We start from the raw sequence: 19,974 nt of genomic DNA, 5'->3' as shown, positions 1-19,974 counted from the left end.
GTATGCGTTAAAAACCCGAACGTCGCACAGCCATGCTATCCAACTGGGGTCTGGGTCGTTCTAATCTATACTTCAATCGTGCTATGCTCTGCTGTGCATAGGTATGTTTCGGTTCGATGGCTACCATCCGCTCGTAAGTCCGCAGCGCTGCCAGGTTCTCACCTAGCCGTTCATAAGCACTGGCCGTCACGGACAGGTATTTCAGCCTGATACCATACGTCTTCTTTGCCTGCTCCAGGTGTTGCAAGGCGGCCTCGTAGTTACCTTGTCCATGCTCTAAAAGGCCCATTTGGAAATGCGCTCCTTGCAATGTATCAGCCAATGAAAGCGCCTTACTGAAACTAAGTTGTGCGCTGTCCTTGCGCTGAGCGTCCAGTTGCAACAGGCCTTGGTAGTACCAGCGCAAAGGGTCTTGCGGAGCCAACCTGCCGACTTTCTGCAGATGCTGCTCTGCCAGTATCATATCACGGCGTGACAGGTACAGACCGGCTAACTCGCGATGAGGCTCCATAAAATCCGGGCGCTGTGCCAGGGCCTGCTTGTAATTGTAAACCGCTCTCGCTGTGTCTCCCATCTCTGACAGAATACGCCCGTTATAATAGAAGGCAAATTCATTTTCTGGTGAAAGCTCAAGTGCCTGCCGCACATACCGCCTGGCCTGCGCATAATTTCGCTTTTGCAGGTATAGCTCTGACAGCAACACATAAAGCGAAGCACTTTGGAAAGAGTTTCGCTCGGCCCTAAGCGCCAAAGGGAGGGCTTCCTCGTGCCTGCCCATCAGGTATAGCACCTGTGCTTTTACAAAGTAGTTGGAAGGATCGTGCTTTGAAAGGCTGATAGCCAGATTGACATCTTCCAGAGCTGCTTCCAGTTCCCCTTTATGCAACAAAACCATCGCACGCCTTGCGAATAGGCTCCCATCCTTTTTAGAGCGTTCGATTGCCTTGTTCAGACTTACCAGCTGCTTTCCCGGGTCATCGTTTTGCACGACTTCCAGATTCACCATTTGTTCTCTGCTGCTTTCCTCGGGACTGCAGCTCGAAAAGCCCAGCGCCAAAACGATCAACCCACACCAGCATGCTCGGGACTTCATGATTTATCTATTCCTATACCTGATAAGGGCGCTAAATTATAGATAATTTGCCTAATAACCGATAACTATACCTGTTATAGTTAAGCTAAAAAGCGAGGGGCCTGCTCCTATACGGTAGCAGGCCCCTCGCTTGCGCTGTCGATCAACTTACTTGTGTTGGTCTTGCAGCATGATTTTGCAGCGCCTGCTAAGCTCAAGTTCCTCCTTCGTCTGAAGGTCGAGATTGAGTGTAAGCGCCTGCTGCAAAGTAGACGCACATCCAGCTTTATCCTTCATTTCCTGGTAAATGCAGGCAAGGTCATAGTAGTATTGCAAATTACTAGGGTTATGCAGAATGGCCATCTCCATGGCATGCACGGCATCCTGATTGGTTACTTTATCATTTACACCGCCAAACATCATTTTCAACGCGGTGACCTCAGCGAAATTCAGATTGGCCATTTTAAAATACCAACGGCCAAGTAAGTGCCAGGCATCTGCATGACGGTTGTCATAAAAGAGTGCTTTGTCGAGGTACGATTTTATTTGATTGGTTAGTGCTAATCTTTGTTTTGGGCCGGATATGATAGCTGAGGAAGCCAGTGAAAGCGCCATAGCATAATTAGAACGGGTATTTGTAGTATCTAGCTGATAGGCGCGCATAGCGTATAGCTTAGCTGTGTTGAAATGCTCCATTTTGCGGCTGTCATCTGCAAACCGTTCTCCCATGCGGCAATGCAATAAACTGGCTTGGCAAAGCGCCTCGAAATTGTCCGCGTCAGCGGTGATGATCTGCTCATAGACCGCAAGCGCTTCTGTTTCCTTAAATTGGATTTGAAGTTCGTAGGCCTTTTTCAGCAGCACGTCATGCCCGGAGTTTCCTGCTGCCTCACAAGGAGGCAGCAGGAAACCGAACAAAATAAGAAAGGGTAAAACGTTTAGAAGTACTCGCATAGTCTAGGTTAAGCAAGCATAATGTATTGCTTTTAAACGACATATGCAAAAAAGGACTTCAATTAAAACAAATCCAACTGCTTCTTTTTCTTCAAGGCCTCCTTTGCACTGGTGTCATCCGATAACTCTTCTACGGTTTCCAGGTCGCCAAGTTGAGCCCCACTCACCTTAGCCGCTTCATCTGCCAGTTCCTTTAATTCGGATGGCAGTGTCACGGGTTCCCGCTTGGTGGCAACTTTCTTAGCCTTAGGTTTTTCTTCCTGCTCAACTTGCTCCTGTCTTGGTATTTTGACCTCGAAAATCTTGAAGTAGCTTAGTTTATTGCCCATGGCTTTCCAACCCTTCACATCGATGAATTCACTCAGTAGCAATTTCTCCGTTTCCTTTTCACCTCGCAGCGAACGCTTGAAGGAAATGGTAGCCATCGGCACAGTATGCGTCGATACAGCCTCCAGTCTGGAATTCTTGGTCTCCGCAATAAAGCTGAATTTCTTGCCTACCGTAGAAGTCTCGATTTTGAAACGCTTCACGTAATAGGTTTTGTTCTCGCCTTCGTAATATATAGCGGATACTACCAACTCTGGATCGAACTTCTGCAGCACCTTGATTTTCTCAACGGTGTAGTGGTTGGCCAGATCGAAGGTGGTTTGCTCATAAGTACCATCCTCGTATACCACCAAGATGGTATCGTCGGTGTTGAATGAGCCCAGGTAACGGCCGCGCCCCTCCGTATTCAGACGCCCAATCACTTCATCGTAGAAGATCTCGCGCCCACCCAGCGTTGATTCGCCCAGACTTTTCTGCACGACTTTCTTCACAGGATACTTTGTCACGATGTTACCGTTTGATCCTTTGCCCTTTATCATCAGCTCAGCAAAGTCATAGTCGAAGGCCTTGATACGGGCCGATGCCTGCGGAGAAAGCGTAATATTAACTACCTCCGACTCTGAATTCGGATTAGCGGTGAGGTAATGTACCTTAGAGCCTTTGTTTCCTTTGGTCAGATCGTACTCTTTGTCTCGGGTAATGGATTTTACAGAGAATCGCTTCGCAAAGGATACCCCCGTCTTGCCGTCTACATAGATCATATTGTAGACCATGTGCTCGTCGTTCTTGTTATAAACGCCGGCCATAATAATGTCTTTGCCTACAAATGTCTTATCAGCCACCTTGGTGACGGTGAACTTACCGTCCTTGCGGAAAACGATGATGTCGTCCATATCAGAGCAGTCGCACACAAATTCGTCTTTGCGCAGACCTGTCCCGATAAAGCCGTCCTTGGCATTCATGTAAAGCTTCTGGTTGGCGATCGCAACTTTCTGTGCAGTAATCACATCAAAAGTCTTCACCTGAGTTTTTCGATCGCGTCCCTGACCATACTTCTTCAACAAACCCTCGAAGTAAGCAATGGCGTAACGGATCAGGTTGGCCAGGTGCTCATCTACTTCGGCCATCTCCTCTTCCAGCTTTTTGATGTATTCATCAGCCTTGAAGGAGTCGAATTTGGAGATACGCTTTATCTTGATTTCCGTCAGTCGGATGATATCGTCCTGCGTTACCTCACGGCGAAGTAATTTTTTAAAAGGATCCAAACCTTTATCGATCGCTTCGAGCACAGCCTCCCACGTTTCGCACTCCTCGATGTCGCGGTAAATACGGTTTTCGATAAAGATCTTTTCCAGAGAAGAGTAATGCCACTTGTCTTCCAACTCACCTTTGCGGATCTCGAGCTCGCGCTTGAGCAAGTCCACTGTCTTAAAAGTGGAAATACGCAACAACTCATCCACACTCAGGAAGTGCGGCTTGTCATCGATGATCACACAGGTGTTTGGCGAGATAGACACTTCACAGTCCGTGAAGGCGTAGAGTGCGTCCATTGTCAGGTCAGGCGATACGCCCGGAGGCAGCTGCACTTGTATCTCCACATCGGCAGCCGTGTTGTCGACCACCTTTTTGATTTTGATCTTATTGTTTTCGCTCGCCTTAACGATTGACTCCATCAGGCCGGTGGTCGTGATGCCATACGGCACGTCACGGATGATCAGCATGGTTTTGTCTACTTTCTCGATGGTAGCACGTACACGGATTTTTCCGCCACGCATACCTGAGTTGTAGTTCGTAACATCTACCATACCCCCATTCGGGAAGTCAGGCAGCAGAGTGGTCTTGCGGCCTTTCAGCACCTCAATCGAGCCTTTGATGAGCTCTTTGAAGTTGTGCGGCATGATCTTGGTCGAGAGACCAACGGCTATACCTTCCACGCCCTGCGTCAACAGCAACGGGAACTTAACAGGAAGCGTAACCGGCTCGTTCTTACGGCCATCGTAGCTTAGCTGCCAAAGCGTGGTCTGCGGATTGAACACCACATCCAGTGCAAACTTAGACAGGCGCGCTTCGATGTATCGCGGTGCAGCCGCGCTATCGCCTGTGCGCACATCGCCCCAGTTACCTTGCGTCTCAATCAATAGATCTTTCTGACCGATGTTCACCATAGCGTCGCCAATGGAGGCGTCGCCGTGCGGGTGGTACTGCATGGTTTGACCGATGACGTTGGCTACTTTGTTGAAGCGACCATCGTCCATTTCCTTCATAGCATGCAGAATGCGGCGCTGTACTGGCTTCAAACCATCTTCTATGGCAGGCACGGCACGTTCTAGTATCACATAAGAAGCATAGTCAAGGAACCAGTTTTCGTACAGTCCGGATACCGGCGTCACGTTATGGATCACTTCTTCGTCACCGTCTGTAAATGCAACCTCAAGCTCGTCTTCTCTTTCTATACCTTCGTTATTCAGTTCGTCGTTATGCATATACTTCTTCCACTATGTCTTTCTCAAACTTCAGGTTCTCAATAATGAATTGCTGGCGCTCCGGCGTGTTTTTGCCCATGTAGTAGCTCAGCATTTTCTGTATGGTTGTATCCTTCTGCAGGAACACCGGCTTCAACTTGATGTTGTCCCCGATAAACTTACCGAACTCGTCCGGCGAAATCTCACCAAGCCCCTTGAATCGGGTAATCTCGGGACGCTTGCCCAATTTCTCGATGGCCGCTTGCTTTTCGGTTTCGTTGTAGCAATAAATCGTTTCCTTCTTGTTGCGCACCCTGAAAAGCGGGGTTTCCAAAATGTATACATGACCATTCTTAACAAGATCAGGGAAGAACTGTAGGAAGAAGGTCAGGAGCAGCAGACGGATGTGCATGCCGTCCACGTCGGCGTCTGTGGCGATCACTACGCGGTTGTAGCGCAGACCTTCCAAGCCTTCCTCGATGTTTAGCGCGTGCTGCAACAGGTTGAACTCCTCGTTTTCATACACCACTTTCTTTTTAAGCCCAAAGCAGTTCAGCGGTTTCCCTCTCAAACTGAAAACAGCCTCCGTGTCCACGTTGCGGGATTTGGTGATAGAACCACTCGCTGAGTCACCCTCGGTAATAAATAGAGTAGAAAGCAGGGAATTCTCATGCTTGTCCTCATTGAAATGCAGGCGGCAGTCGCGTAGCTTGCGGTTGTGCAGGTTGGCTTTCTTGGCGCGCTGGTTGGCCAGTTTCTTCACGCCGGCCATATCCTTACGCTCCCGCTCACTTTGCTCGATTCGCTTCTTCAGGGCCTCAGCCGTCGTCGGGTTCTTGTGCAGGTAGTTGTCCAGCGCCTCCTTCACAAACTCATTGATATAAGCCCGCACCGCCGGACCATCAGGCCCCATTTCAATGGAACCCAGCTTGGTCTTTGTCTGCGATTCGAACACAGGCTCCTGCACTCGCAGGGATATAGCCCCCACGATGGAGCCCCGTATATCAGCAGCATCGTAGTCTTTTTTGTAGAAGTCACGCACAGTCTTCACAATCGCCTCCCGGAACGCCGCCAGGTGGGTACCACCCATGGTTGTGTACTGCCCGTTCACAAACGAATAGTACTCCTCGCCATAATCGTTACCATGTGTTACCGCCAGTTCTATATCATTGCCTTTGAGGTGAATGATCGGGTAGCGCATGCTCTCTTCGTCGGCCTTGTTGCGCAAAAGATCGAGAAGGCCGTTCTCTGAGTAGAATTTCTTCCCGTTGAAGTTAATTGTTAGACCGGCATTCAGGTATACATAGTTCCATATCTGGTTTTCCAGATAGTCCGGGTTGAACTGGTAGTTCTTGAAAATGGTATCGTCGGGTGTAAAAACGGTGAGCGTACCATTACGCTGCGATGTGGCTTCCAGGGCCATATCGTTCGTAAGCACACCGCGCTCAAACTCGGCAACCTTCATCTGCCCGTCGCGCACGGACTGTATGCGGAAGTGGCTCGAAAGGGCGTTCACTGCCTTGGTACCTACCCCATTAAGGCCTACCGACTTCTGAAAGGCCTTACTGTCGTACTTGCCACCCGTGTTGATTTTACTCACACAGTCAATTACCTTGCCCAGCGGAATACCGCGGCCATAATCACGCACCTGTACCTTATGGTCTGATATTTTGATGTCGATGGTTTTGCCAAAGCCCATCACGTGCTCGTCAATGGAGTTGTCAATTACCTCTTTCACCAAAATGTAAATTCCATCATCGGCCGAAGAGCCGTCTCCCAGTTTGCCGATGTACATACCGGGGCGTAGCCTGATGTGTTCGCGGGGCTCCAGCGAGCGAATGCTGTCTTCGTTGTAATTATGCTCTAACTCTGCCATTCTGTAAGCGTAAGTGTATTTGATTTATTGGAATCACTCGGAAATATAGAAAAATAAAAGAAATCAGGCGCTACAAATAGTTCCGGCACCTGACTGATTCGGCTAGCAACAACGACTATTGCTAATATTTTTAGTCAACAAATATAGCTAATTTAGTTGAATTCTTCAACCACTTCTATACAACCAATCCATATTGCTTACAGTTCACTTAAATGAGAGAAAAACCAAGGCCATAAATGGCTAATATTTTTAGCATAAAAATATTTAGATTTACCTATACTTGCGCACTACATTTGCTTAATTGATTGCGGGTAGCGCGACCGTATACCTTAACTTCATTACACCCTATGGAAATTAAATTACCCCGGTACTTTAAGTATGTCATTATCTTGCTGGGTCTCTTTCTGGCGATCTGGGTATTGCAGAGTTTTAAATCGATCCTGATGCCTTTGGTGTTTGCCTTGCTTTTCGCCTTGCTCCTCTTGCCCCTTACCCGCGACCTGGAGAAGCTTCGATTTCCTAGAGCATTGGCTATTCTGACCTGTATCGTGCTGGTGGTGATCGTGCTGGGGCTCGTCATCTGGTTCTTGTCCTTGCAGGTAATGAGCCTGACCTCCGAGCTGGACACCATCGGTAAAAACTTTGATGCCTTGCTGATGAAAGTGCAGGAATACCTTTACCATAACTTTGGGATACAGCCAGCCAACAAGAGCGAACTGTTCCGCAACCTGGTGGGTGGCCTGCAAGAACTCTCTACTACTTTTGTCGGCAGCACAATCTCCCTGACAACCGGTGCGCTCACCATGATCACCATCGTACCCATCTTTGTGTTCTGTTTCCTCTATTACCGCGACCACCTCGAACAGTTTATGTTTAAGTTTGTTTCGAAGGAGCGTCGCAGTAGCCTTAACCATACCATCGACAATATACAGGTAGTGGCGCAGAGCTATATCTCAGGCCTGATGATTGTGATCGTGATTGTGGCCCTGCTCAACTCAGCCGGCTTGCTATTACTGGGTGTAAAGTATGCCATCTTCTTTGGCGTGTTCGCCTCTATCCTGACCATTATACCTTATATCGGTATTCTGATCGGGGCCATGCTTCCGGCGCTGTTTACGCTGGCCACCACGGGTCATCTGGTCGATGCGGTGTTGGTCGTACTGGTGTTTATGTTCGTGCAGTTTCTGGAGGGCAATTTCATTACGCCATATGTCATTGGCTCTAAAGTCAGCATCAACCCTTTTGCTGCCATTGTGGCTTTGCTTATTGGAGGTGAGATATGGGGAGCGGCTGGCATGATCATCTCTATACCGATGATTGCGATCTTGAAAGTATTGTTCGACGCTTACGAACCGTTGCGGCCCTTTGGCTTTTTGCTGGCCGATATTGATGAAGTGAAAGATAAAAAATCGGGCCGTTTCCGGAGGATGTTTGATAAGCTGCGTGAGAGGGCCAGAAAAGAACGTTACGAGGACGACCGGGAAGCGGAGCAGTAAGGCTGCCTTGCTAAATCTATTCGCACAAGGTATGGCAACGGCGCGATTTGAAACGTATTGCTAAGAATATTGGTTTACAGGATAACCCTTTGGAACAGACCAAAGACAGCTTACCGAAAGCCTTAAAAGAGAACCAGCTTGTACGCCATCATAGACATTGAGACGACGGGTAGCCAGCCCACCCAGGATAAGATCACTGAGATTGCCATCTTCATTCACGATGGCAAGGAGGTAGTTGACAAGTATAGCACCCTGATCAATCCGCAACGCCCTATACCTTATTACATCTCCCAGCTAACCGGCATTACTGACGACATGGTGCAGGACGCGCCTAAGTTCTACGAGGTAGCCAAGGAGATCGTACAGTTTACAGAGGGTATGGTGTTTGTGGCCCACAACGTGCGCTTCGATTATTCCTTCATCAAAAAAGAGTTCGCTGATCTGGGCTTCACCTTTCAGCGCAAGACACTCTGCACGGTGCGTCTCAGCCGTTCCCTTATACCTGGCCTGCCTTCCTATTCCCTTGGTAAGCTTTGCAAGAGCATCGACATTCCGCTGCAGATGCGCCATCGCGCTATTGGCGATGCCGAAGCCACGGCCAAGCTTTTTGACAAGCTCATCAAAATCAACCGTCCGGTTATAGACGGTAGTCACCATGTGGCCGATCCCGCCGAACAGCTTAAAAACGAGATAAAGGCGTCGCTCCTGCCTCCTGCCATCAGCAAGGAACAGGTAGATGCTTTGGCTACGGTACCGGGTGTATATTACTTTTACAACGAGGCAGGCGAGGTGATTTATGTAGGCAAGAGCATCAACATAAAGAAGCGCATTATCCAGCACTTCAACATCGACTACAAAAGCCGCAAATCCATTGAGTTCAAAAACCAGATTGCCGATATCACTTATGAGGTGATGGGGAATGAACTAGTGGCTCTTCTTTTTGAATCGGCTGAAATAAAGCGGATAAAGCCACATTACAACCGTCAACAGCGGCGCAGCGTGTTCAATACCGGCATTTTCACCTACGAAGACGATAAAGGGTATAAGCGCCTGACATTCGGCAGCGTGAACAAGGCCGATGATGTCAACATGACCCCGATCATCGCGCTTTCAAACCAATTCAAGGCTAAAGGCTTTCTGTTTCACAAGGTGTCTAAGTATAACCTCTGTCAAAAGCTATGCGACCTGTATAAAACGCCGGGGGCCTGTTTCGACTACCAGGTGCACATTTGTAAAGGAGCCTGCATTGGTGAGGAGAGTCCTGAGGAGTACAATGCCCGCGTAGATGCCGCTATCAAGTCGTTTACCTATGAACATAACAGCTTCGTGATCGTAGGCAAAGGGCGTGAGTTGGGCGAGAAATCGATCGTGGTGGTGGAGCACGGCACCTATCTTGGCTTTGGCTTTGTGGACGAGTATTTCTCAGCCAGTTCCCTGGACGATTTCAAATCGGAAATCCAACGATACAACGACAACAAGGATGTGCAACAGATCATACGCGGGTACATGCGCGGCAAGCACAAAGACAAGGTGCTGGTATTCGAATAAGCCCTCAGGTAAGGTACACATTCACTTTTCTGCAGCTCCCGTCATCTATTTTCGGTTTAGAACATATTTATACTTAATTTCAAATCGAAATAAAACTTAAACATTCATGGAAAAACGTTTCAGATCAGGGGTATTGTTCGGCGATGAAGTAACAGAGCTGTTCAAGTATGCCAATGAGAATAACTTTGCACTGCCAGCCGTTAACGTGATTGGCACTAACTCTATCAACGCCGTGCTGGAAGCAGCAAAGGCGCTCAACTCACCTGTTATCATTCAGTTCTCGCACGGCGGTGCTACATTCTTTGCGGGCAAAGGCCTTGAGAACGACAACCAGAAAGCCGCCATTGCCGGCGCTGTATCCGGTGCGCAGCACGTGCACCTGATGGCGGAAGCCTATGGCGTACCGGTTGTGCTGCACACCGACCACGCTGCGAAGAAACTCTTGCCTTGGATCGACGGGCTACTGGACGCCGGTGAGAAATATTACGAGCAGCATGGCAAGCCACTTTACAGCTCGCATATGCTCGACCTTTCAGAGGAAGAGATCAAGGAAAACATTGAAACCTGCGCCAGCTACCTGAAGCGTATGAACGCGATCGGCATGACCGTTGAGATCGAACTTGGTGTGACGGGTGGCGAAGAAGACGGCGTGGACAACACCGGCGTGGACAGCTCCAGACTTTATACCCAACCTGATGAAGTGGCTTATGCCTACGAAGAACTGAAAAAGGTAAGCGACCGATTTACAATCGCAGCGGCTTTCGGTAACGTGCATGGTGTATACAAGCCGGGCAATGTAGAGTTGCGCCCTGAGATCCTGAAAAACTCACAGGACTTCATCAAAGAGAAATTCGGAACAGGCGATAACCCGGTGAATTTCGTATTCCACGGTGGCTCCGGTTCTGAGAAAGCTAAGATCACAGAGGCAATTGGTTACGGTGCCATCAAAATGAACATCGACACCGATATGCAGTGGGCCTTCTGGGACGGTGTGAAGAACTACTACGAATCGAAGAAGGAATACCTGCAAGGCCAGCTCGGCAATCCGGATGGCGCTGACTCTCCGAACAAAAAATACTACGACCCGCGTGTATGGCTACGCAAAGGCGAAGAAAACTTCATCGCCAGACTGAAAGAGGCGTTTGAAGATCTGAACTGCGTGAATCGCAATGCTTAATCAGAATTAGCATAAGATGAAAAGGGTGAGGCTAAAGCTTCACCCTTTTTTATTTGTTTGAATCTCAATAAAGGGGCCCTACCCCATGAACTCACAGGATACAAAGATTGACAGGATTCCTGTGCACGATTGTTAGCACCCTTGCCGCATTTAAGAGAGGATACAAAATTACTGCTACATCAGCGATAGCAAATCTATCACTTATGCTCCATCAACCACTGGTATATCTCCTCTGTATCCTCTTTGCGGCAAAGCTCTGAGCCCGGCGTCATGGTCGCAGCGGTGCCGGCGGCCACCCCGTAGCGCACGACCTCTTCCATCGACTTGCCCTGCGTCAGGCCTAGTACAATGCCAGCTACCATACTATCCCCTGCTCCAACAGCGCTCTTTTGCTTCACGGTTGGCGGCACGATGTACTGTATACCTGACTCCTTAGAGGCGAGCATGGCTCCCCGTGGACCAAGTGACACCACCAGCACCTTGCACTTGCCTTCGTTTATTACCTGCATGGCAAACGCTTCCTGCTCCAGTGCCGAGATGTGCTCTTTGCCAGCCAGCTTTGCTAACTCTCCTAAATTCGGCTTAATCAGGTATAGCCCCTCCCCCGCGGCTTTTACCAAAGCGTCGCCGGAAGTATCAACGATCAACTTGAAATGGCGCTTGTGAGCGATTACTGCCATCCGATAGTAAAAGTCATCGGGTACGCCAGGGGCCAGGCTTCCACTGGCTACGACGAATTCGGGGACTTGCTCCAATTTCTCCAGCTTGTCCAGCACCTGTTGCCATTCAGACTCTTCGATTTGCGGACCGGGCATGCCGAAACGAAACTGATCACCTGTGCTATCCTCCATTACCATCAGGTTTTCGCGGGTCCAGCTTTTGGTTTTTCCTGACCAGTATTCCACGCCCTCCTCCTGTAGCAAGTCGCAAAGTTTCTCTCCGGCCGGTCCGCCGGAAAGCAGCCAGGCGCAGGAGTCGCCGCCCAGCTTGCGAATGGCTCTGGAAACGTTAATACCTCCTCCACCCGCTTCGAACACAGGCTCGCCACAGCGCAGTTTCTTCTCGGGCAGCACCCGCTTCACATGGGTACTTTTGTCTAAGGCGGGATTGATCGTGATGGTTATAATCTTGTGCATGTTTTTTTAGATTTGGCGGAAAGCTTCCTGCGCAGGTATAAGTATAGGTATAGGTATAGGGAGTTCAGCGTTGAATGTCAAACTCCTTTTGGTCTCCTGTCCGGAAGTTATGGATCTCGCCGCGCACGCCGATCTTCACTTCTTTCGACCAGCCCTTATCAAAAGTGATTACCATTTTCTCTGTTGTCAGATTCAGTTTTATCCAGTGTCCCCTGTAGCGGAGTTGAATATTCAGACAGGGCATTTCATCCGGGAGCACGGGGTTTAGCCAAAGCACATCATCGCGTATTTCAAGGCCGGTATAGGCACGTTGCACCAAATCCACGGTACCGGCCATGGCTCCGAGGTGTATCCCTTCTGCTGTTGTGCCTCCCTGTATATCTTCCAGGTCACTCATCAGAGCCGTTTCAAAGTTAACCCAGGAGCGTTTACGGTCAGAACGGGCCAATACCCAGGCATGCACGATCTTACTCAGGGTAGAGCCGTGCGAAGTCCGCTGTTCGTAATAAGCAATGTTTTCGGGTATACATTCGGGCTCAAAATCGTAGTTAAGCTGCTTAAAAACTGATAGCAGCTCTTCCGATGAAAAAAGGTAGAACAGCATCAGCACGTCTGCCTGTTTGCTGGCTTTGTACCTGTTCACGTTGTCGCCTTCACTCTCTAGAATGCGGTCGAGGCGCATGGTCTCTCCATACCTGGCTCTATACTTCTCCCAGCCAAATTCCAGTAATTGGTCGTAACCGTCGAACTGCGCTATAATTTTGGTGTCTTCCAGGAAGGGCACATACATCCGCTTCGTGATGTCCTCCCAACGCGATAGGTCATCCGGGCCGATGTGCAGCTTGGTAAGCAACTCTACGAATCTGGAGTCGTCCACAATCTCTTTCAGTTCGAGTGCTTTTGTTATCACCCAAACGGCAAGCACATTGGTATAGGCATTGTTGTTCAGCCCTACCTCCGAAGAGTCAGGGTACTCAGTGTGATACTCATCGGGCCCCACCACATGCAGAATTTCATAGCGACCCATCTCATGGTTCAACGTGGCGATGGTGGACCAGAACTGGGCAATGTCCAGCATAAGCTCGGCTCCGTGGTAACTGAGGAAATCCATGTCTTCGGTGGCCTGGTAGTAGTGCCACACATTATAGGCTATGGCCGAACTGATATGCCGCTGTAGGTAAGTATTGTCGGGCAGCCAGCGTCCTGACTTTGGATTAAGGTGGATGACCTGGCTTTCTTCTCTCCCATTACTGCCGCTTTGCCAAGGAAACATGGCTCCCCTGTATCCTGCCTCTTTTGCTGCACTTCTGGCCTCGTTTAACCGGCGGTAGCGATACATCAGCAACTCCCTGGTGATGGCAGGAAGGTGCATGTTGAGGAAAGGAAAAATAAATAGCTCATCCCAAAAGATATGCCCTCTGTAAGCCTCCCCATGCCAGCCTCGCGCCGGAACGCCTACGTCAAGGTCTACGGTATGCCCGGATACGGTTTGCAGCAAATGGAAAATGTGGAGCCGCAGTACGGACTGCGTTTTGCTGAGACAGGCCGTGTCGAGGTCGCAACGGTTCCAGAGGCGCTGCCAGGCCCGTTTGTGCTCTTCCAGGGATTCTTCAAACATACCCTGTCTACCGATATTTATACAGGCATCGAGTAAGGGTTCGGAGGTGGCCCAGTCGCGGGAGGTATAAATCAGTACGCTTTTCTCGAGTCGTAGCGGCTGTCCCGCTAAAGCTTGTAATGTGTACTGGTGCTCCACATAACCCTGTTCAATTTTAGTCAACGGAATCATACCACTGGTTTGGCCATCGAGGAATACCTGCGTGCGGGCGACCTGTGCCATGCGGATTTTTGATTGAACAGTCTGCACTACCAGATACATGGTTTCTTCGTTGTGCTGTCCCTGTTCTAAATTCTGGAGGTGCTGACTTGCCAAAGCGTGATAACGGGCTACACCACTGTTTATCACGCGTCCGTCCAGTGCGGCCCTCAGTTCTATCTCGCCAGACCAGTTGATAGGGGTCAGTTCCCATTCCAGCACTGCCAGGTGGGCATTGGCCATACTGACGAGGCGGCGCGTGTTGAGCATGGATTCGCGGCCTTTTCCGTCGCGAAAGTGCACAGACCGAAGCAGCAAACCATGTTTCATATCTAGTTCCTGCCGGAAATCCAGCAATTCCACCTTGCTCAAGTGGAACCAGTCCTCGCCCGCATGCCGGAATGAAACCGGCAGCCAGTTAGGCCAGTTAACAAGGTCTTCATTCTCGATTTGCTTGCGAGCCACTTCGGAGGTCAGGCGGTTGTAACCTCCCGCTATATATGTCCCCGGGTAGTTGATGTCCGCTTCGGCCTTCGCTTCCTCAAACGCCCCCCGGGTCGCCACATAGCCATTCCCAAGCGTGCAGAGTGCCTCACGCAGGGTTTGCTCCTTGGGTATCCATTGGTCAAAGATGATACTCCATTCAACCATTATTTTGTTTCTTGATGGTAGCGGTGAGGTCTTCCAGAAAAACTCGCACTTCCTCCACACTTTCCAATTGGTAGGTGGCAGCCGTTTTGTCGTCGTGCTCCCCTACCAGTATACCGATTCCATGCCCCTGCAGTGCTGCGAAAGCATCTTCGTCGGTAATGTCATCCCCGATGTAGAGCGGAATGTACTGACTGTCGTTCAGGCCCAACTCTTCCATCAACCACAACACGGCCTTGCCTTTGTGCCAATCCAAGTTCGGCTTCAGTTCATAAATCTTTTTGCCGTGGCCTATCTTCAACGCCGGCATAGCGTCCAGCACTTCGTTCACAGCATTTCGCACATTCTCTACCTGCTCGTCGGGCACGTTGCGAAAGTGCACCGCAATCGCATAGCGCTTGCGCTCTACCTGACTGCCTGCTACGTGTCGGAGTTTTTCCTGCAAAATGATTTCGGCCTTGTCCAGGGCAGGAAGCGCCGCTTTGGCTCCACCCGGCTCCGATGCCATACCATCCGGACCTGAAATGTCGAAGCCGTGGGAGCCAGCGAAGTAAAGGTTATCGAGTTTTACCAGCTGTTCTACATTCTGACGGTCTCGTCCGCTTACAACGGCCACTTTTGTGACAGAGGCCAGATCCTGCAAAGCAGCCCGCATGTAATCAGACAGGACAGCCATTTCGGGACGCTTTACAATGGGGGTCAGGCAGCCATCATAATCAAGGAAGACGGCGGGTGTTTTGCCTTGTAACTGGGTTTTGAGTTCGTGGAGCTTCTCGAGGGCCGAGGGCAGTTCGTGGGCCTCGTGTTTCTGTATCATCATGTCAATTTTGGGTGTCGATAATGGGGGTTTATACTTTAGGAAATTCTTGAATAACAAGGTCGGCCCCGTTTGACTTCAAGCCTTCGGCGTCGTGGTGGCGATCTATACCTACTACCAGTCCAAAGCCGCCGGCTTTACCGGCCTGCACGCCTTTTCGGGCATCTTCAAACACGGCAGCCTCTTGTGGCGCTATATCTAGCCGGCGGGCAGCTTCCAGAAAAATATCGGGTGCCGGTTTGCCTTTCAGTCCGAGTGCAGCCGACTGCAGTCCATCCACATGCTCTTCGAACAGTCGCTCTATACCTGCAACATGCAGCACATCCACGCAATTTTTACTGGCTGAAATCACGGCGGTGCGCATACCTTGCTGCTTCTGCTGCTTGAGCCAGGCAATTGTGTCCTCGTACACATCCACGCCATTTTGTTTGAGCAACTCCTGAAGGTACATATTTTTCAGATTTCCCAGCCCTCCTACCGTTTCATCTTCTTCCTCATCTTCCGGAGTGCCGTCAGGCAAACTGATACCTCTAGACTTCAGAAAATTCCGCACACCGTCGTATCGTGGAATACCATCTATATACTCCCGGTAATCCGTCTCAATATCCAGCGGCTCGTAGCGTTTGCCTTCTTTTTCACCCCGTTGCTTAAGGTAGGCATCGAACATGCGTTTCCAGGCCTGGGCATGCAAGCGTGCTGTTTGCGTGACCACACCATCCAGGTCCAGAATCAGAGCCTTGATATGTTTTTCGCTAAGTAGTTGGCTGAGGGTACTCATGCTAAGAAATGTTTAGGTTAAACTATAGTGTATGCCCTGCGCTATACCTGTTGGTTTTCGATCGCAACGTACCTGTTGTTTTCGCAAATAACTGAACCGCCGTTTCCAATCTAAAGGTATAGGATTTCAACATCAGGGAATGCCTTCCGTTCGCTCTTCAGGAGATACGTCGGGACCCTGTTCCGGTCTGGTGGATGGGCTTTCGCCTCCGGTGATGTATTCCGTGTGGGCCGGGGGAGTGCGTTTGCCATCGTCCTCACGAAGAATTTTCGCTTTAGGGTTAGTTTTCGGGCTAGGTTGATTTTTTTCGTGCTTCATCATCAATTTTTATCTTAACATTCCGGTTTATCTTCATACGAAACAAAGGCCTTCCGGAATAAAACAATCTGATTAAAGGCTACGCATCACATACCTGAAATGATACTGCGCTTCCTGTAGCTTACAAAAAGCTGTATATTTAGACCTGAAAAGCACCATATTTAGGATGAACTGATAACCTGGCGGGCACTTTAAGAGTAGTTTCTGCCATAACCACCTCTACAGAATATAACATGCTACACAACGACAATCCGACTGCAGCCAAAGCCTGGAAGAAACTGGAAGAACACGCAAAACAGCTAAAGTCGCAGCACCTGCGAGATTTGTTTAAGGCTGATCCGCAACGGTTCCAGAAATTCTCTTTTGAAGTGGATGGAACCCTGTACGATTTCTCAAAAAACCGCATAACGGAAGAGACGATAAAGCTGCTGACCGAATTGGCGGAGGAAATGCAGGTGCCTGCTGCTATCGACAGCATGGTGCGCGGCGAACGGATCAATGCCACTGAAGGCCGCGCCGTGCTTCATACAGCCTTGCGTAATTTTACCGATGAAGCGTTGATCGTGGAGGGTGAGGATGTGCTGAAAGAAGTGCATGACGTGCAGCGCCAGATGAAGGACTTTTGCGATCGGCTTCACAGCGGCGAATGGACCGGCTATACTGGTAAAAAAGTGAAGCATGTGGTGAACATAGGTATAGGCGGTTCGCATCTGGGTCCGCAGATGGTGACCGAGGCACTCAAAAAATATCAGAAGCCGGACATTGAGGTGCACTTTATCTCTAACGTGGACGGAACCGATGCGGCCGAGGTGCTGCGCAAGGTCGACCCGGAGACGACGCTTTTCATTATCGCCTCTAAAACATTCACCACCAAGGAGACCATTGCCAATGCCCACACAGCCCGCAGGTGGTTTTTGGAAACAGCTCGGGACGAAGCGCATGTCAGCAAGCATTTTGTGGCGCTCTCCACTAACACGGAGGCAGTTTCAAAATTCGGTATCGCACCCGAGAACACCTTCCACTTCTGGGATTGGGTGGGCGGCCGATTCTCACTTTGGTCGGCTATCGGTTTATCGGTTGCCTGTGCCCTGGGGTACGAGCGGTTTGAGGAGTTGCTGCGTGGTGCCGAAGCCATGGACAAACACCTGAAGACCGCCCCAATGCACCAGAACATTCCGGTGCTGATGGCCCTGCTGAGCGTGTGGTATACGAACTTCTTTGGGGCACAGTCGCATGCTGTGCTGCCCTACGACCAGTACCTGCGCCTGTTACCGGATTACCTCCAGCAATTGCAGATGGAAAGCAACGGCAAGTCGGCCATGCGCAACGGCAAGTTCGTAGACTACGAGACGCAGCCTGTGATCTGGGGAGCCGCCGGCACCAACGGGCAGCACTCTTTTTTCCAGCTGATTCACCAGGGAACCATGCTGATACCTTCCGATTTCCTGGCTCCTGTAAACAGCCAAAACCCGATTGGTGAACATCACCCGATGCTGCTCTCTAACTTTTTCGCCCAGACAGAAGCCCTCATGAAGGGAAAGACCGAAGCAGAGGTGCGGGAAGAGTTGGAGAAGAAAGGTATGAGCGGTGTGGAATTGGAGCAGTTGGTGCCCCATAAGGTGTTCGAAGGAAACAAACCCTCCACATCCATCATGTTTGACCTGCTAACGCCTTATGCGCTCGGCAGCCTGATCGCCATGTATGAGCACAAGGTATTCGTACAGGGTGTGATCTGGAACGTGTATAGCTTCGACCAATGGGGTGTGGAACTGGGCAAACAGCTGGCCGGCACCATTGAGGAGGAACTTTTGCATGATAAAGAAGCAGACCACGACAGCTCCACGGCAGGCCTGATTCAGTACTACCGACAAAAAAGAAAATAGCGCAAACCTTATGGAGCGGCTACGTTAAAGGAACGTATTCGCTCCATATGCAACTATTTTACTACAGAAACATACTCATACTGGCGCTTACCATTTTGCTGGGCAGTTGCGCTGATAATGATTTTTACCAGAAAGACGCGTTGGTGCAGCCGGGAGAACTAGACGTAGCCCCGGCTGGCCCCGACAGCGTTTGGGTAATCACGGGCCGCCACTATGAGCGCAACTGGTTCCACCGTCTGTTCTGGGGCCGGCACAACCGCGACATCTGGACTACACCCGTCAAATTGCCTGTCTTTAACCTGTCTCGTGTCAACGGAGGCATGGAGGTTGTTAAAAAGGGTGGCGGGTTTCAGACTAGCAGCTTTCACCTCCAAGACAGCCTGGGCCGTTTATACGCATTCCGCTCCATCGATAAGGACCCCGTGCTGGTGTTAGCCAAGTTCTGGCGGCCCACTTTCGTTACCAACATTCTCCGCGACCAAACTTCTTCTGCCAACCCCTATGGCGCAGTAGTTGTGCCGGTGCTAGCCGAAGCCGCCGGGGTTTTCCATACCTCGCCCAAACTGTATTATGTGCCTGCCCATGACACATCGTTTGGGGAGTACGCCTCATCCGTGCAAGGGAAGGTATACATGCTCGAGGAAAAATTCGAAGAACTGGCTGACACCCTGCCCATGTTTGGGAACTTATCCGGCTTTGAGGACTCGGATGATGCGCTACGCAAACGCTACGAATACAATACCCATCACTTCAACCAACATTCCTTTGCCCGTGCCCGTCTGCTGGACATACTCATCGGTGACTGGGACCGCCACAAAGGACAATGGGACTGGGCGGTATACAAGGATGGGGCCGAGACAAGGTATGAGCCAATACCCAAGGACCGCGATCAGGTATTCCTGAAAATGAACGATGGTGCCATACCATTTTTGGCGACCAGCAAACTAATGGCCCGCAAGTTCAATACCTTCGGACCTAAGGTTAAAGATGTGAAGGCACTGATGATCAATGCCAGGTTCATAGACGAGCGCCTGCTCCACGAGCTCACCCGGGAGGACTGGCAGAAAATAGCAAAGGAATTACAAAGCAACCTTACAGACGCTGTGATTGAAAGGGCTGTCCGGAGTTTGCCCAAAACAGTCTATACCTTGGTAGGTGCCGACATGACGCAAAACCTGAAAAGACGCCGTGACCAGTTGCCTGAAGTGGCTGAAAAAATGTATGAGATTCTGGCTAAGGAAATTACTATAGCCGGCACAGACCAGGAAGATATATTTCAGGTGCGTCGACTGGATGACAAGCGCACCGAAGTGACTCTGACTCGACCTGCCAGCGGTGCTATACCTGAGAGGTTACTTTACCGGCGAATATTCCTGACCAGTGAAACAGAAGAAATCACTTTGCATGGCCTGAACGGAGACGATGTATTCCTACTGGAGGGCGAAGTGGGAGAAGGCTTACTGGTAAAGGTATACGGCGGATTGGGATCCGATGAGATCATCGATAGATCGTCTGTGAAAGGTTGGCGCAGGTATACCCACATTTATGACACCGAGCGCGGCAACGACATTGAGTTCGGAAAGGCAAAGGACTACACTACCCGTGACGTGCGCGTGCACGCCTATGATCGGGAAGGAAACTGATTTAAGTTAGAAAGTTTGGAAGT

The 19,974-nt window shown here is 50.1% G+C and carries 13 protein-coding genes; 5 read left to right on the top strand and 8 right to left on the bottom strand.

Annotated features, from left to right (window positions below; genetic code table 11):
- Nucleotides 1-7 precede the first annotated feature (7 nt).
- From H9Q13_RS02430 to H9Q13_RS02415, 4 genes are all read right to left on the bottom strand, one after another.
- Complete coding sequence (locus H9Q13_RS02430; RefSeq protein WP_191182155.1) at nt 8-1,093, bottom strand: tetratricopeptide repeat protein; 1,086 nt, start codon at nt 1,091-1,093, stop codon at nt 8-10.
- 147 nt (nt 1,094-1,240) lie between these two features.
- A complete protein-coding gene (locus H9Q13_RS02425; protein ID WP_224744020.1) occupies nt 1,241-1,990 on the bottom strand; it encodes a hypothetical protein in 750 nt (249 codons plus the stop codon).
- Between the two features lie 98 nt (nt 1,991-2,088).
- Nucleotides 2,089-4,836 carry a DNA gyrase/topoisomerase IV subunit A gene (locus tag H9Q13_RS02420; protein ID WP_191182154.1) on the bottom strand — a complete coding sequence of 916 codons (2,748 nt, stop codon included), beginning with the start codon at nt 4,834-4,836 and terminating at the stop codon, nt 2,089-2,091.
- Nucleotides 4,829-6,691, bottom strand: a complete 1,863-nt coding sequence (locus H9Q13_RS02415; RefSeq protein WP_191182153.1) for a DNA topoisomerase IV subunit B — start codon at nt 6,689-6,691, stop codon at nt 4,829-4,831. Before H9Q13_RS02415 ends, H9Q13_RS02420 begins: the two co-directional genes overlap by 8 nt.
- Nucleotides 6,692-7,038: 347 nt before the next feature.
- On the opposite strand from H9Q13_RS02415, the gene H9Q13_RS02410 reads away from it, so the two are divergent.
- The 3 genes from H9Q13_RS02410 to fbaA all read left to right on the top strand — a co-directional run bounded on the left by H9Q13_RS02410 (nt 7,039) and on the right by fbaA (nt 10,912).
- Nucleotides 7,039-8,187, top strand: a complete 1,149-nt coding sequence (locus tag H9Q13_RS02410; protein WP_191182152.1) for an AI-2E family transporter — start codon at nt 7,039-7,041, stop codon at nt 8,185-8,187.
- A 138-nt stretch (nt 8,188-8,325) separates the two neighbouring features.
- Complete coding sequence (locus tag H9Q13_RS02405) at nt 8,326-9,735, top strand: exonuclease domain-containing protein (RefSeq protein WP_191182151.1); 1,410 nt, start codon at nt 8,326-8,328, stop codon at nt 9,733-9,735.
- 106 nt (nt 9,736-9,841) lie between these two features.
- Nucleotides 9,842-10,912, top strand: coding sequence for a class II fructose-bisphosphate aldolase (fbaA, locus tag H9Q13_RS02400; RefSeq protein WP_191182150.1), 1,071 nt, complete (start codon nt 9,842-9,844; stop codon nt 10,910-10,912).
- 197 nt (nt 10,913-11,109) lie between these two features.
- On the opposite strand, the gene H9Q13_RS02395 is transcribed toward fbaA, so the two are convergent.
- The 4 genes from H9Q13_RS02395 to H9Q13_RS02380 form a co-directional block, all read right to left on the bottom strand.
- Entirely contained in the window at nt 11,110-12,048 is a 939-nt protein-coding gene (locus H9Q13_RS02395; protein ID WP_191182149.1) for a 1-phosphofructokinase family hexose kinase, read from the bottom strand.
- Between the two features lie 64 nt (nt 12,049-12,112).
- On the bottom strand, nt 12,113-14,515 hold the full coding sequence (locus H9Q13_RS02390) for a glycoside hydrolase family 65 protein (protein ID WP_191182148.1): 2,403 nt from the start codon (nt 14,513-14,515) through the stop codon (nt 12,113-12,115).
- Nucleotides 14,508-15,332, bottom strand: a complete 825-nt coding sequence (gene otsB, locus H9Q13_RS02385; RefSeq protein WP_191182147.1) for a trehalose-phosphatase — start codon at nt 15,330-15,332, stop codon at nt 14,508-14,510. The genes H9Q13_RS02390 and otsB overlap by 8 nt, the downstream gene beginning before the upstream one ends.
- Before the next feature lie 28 nt (nt 15,333-15,360).
- Entirely contained in the window at nt 15,361-16,107 is a 747-nt protein-coding gene (locus H9Q13_RS02380) for a beta-phosphoglucomutase family hydrolase (RefSeq protein ID WP_191182146.1), read from the bottom strand.
- 551 nt (nt 16,108-16,658) lie between these two features.
- Between H9Q13_RS02380 and pgi the strand changes: the two genes are divergently transcribed.
- Complete coding sequence (pgi, locus tag H9Q13_RS02375) at nt 16,659-18,308, top strand: glucose-6-phosphate isomerase (protein ID WP_191182145.1); 1,650 nt, start codon at nt 16,659-16,661, stop codon at nt 18,306-18,308.
- Between the two features lie 47 nt (nt 18,309-18,355).
- Nucleotides 18,356-19,951: a hypothetical protein gene (locus H9Q13_RS02370; protein ID WP_191182144.1), complete on the top strand. Its 1,596-nt coding sequence runs from the start codon at nt 18,356-18,358 to the stop codon at nt 19,949-19,951.
- The last annotated feature ends 23 nt before the right edge of the window (nt 19,952-19,974 follow it).

This window comes from Pontibacter aquaedesilientis, assembly GCF_014773225.1.
Lineage (GTDB): Bacteria > Bacteroidota > Bacteroidia > Cytophagales > Hymenobacteraceae > Pontibacter > Pontibacter aquaedesilientis.
Note: the sequence above shows the minus strand (reverse complement) of the source record. Positions and strands in the feature narration are given on the sequence as shown.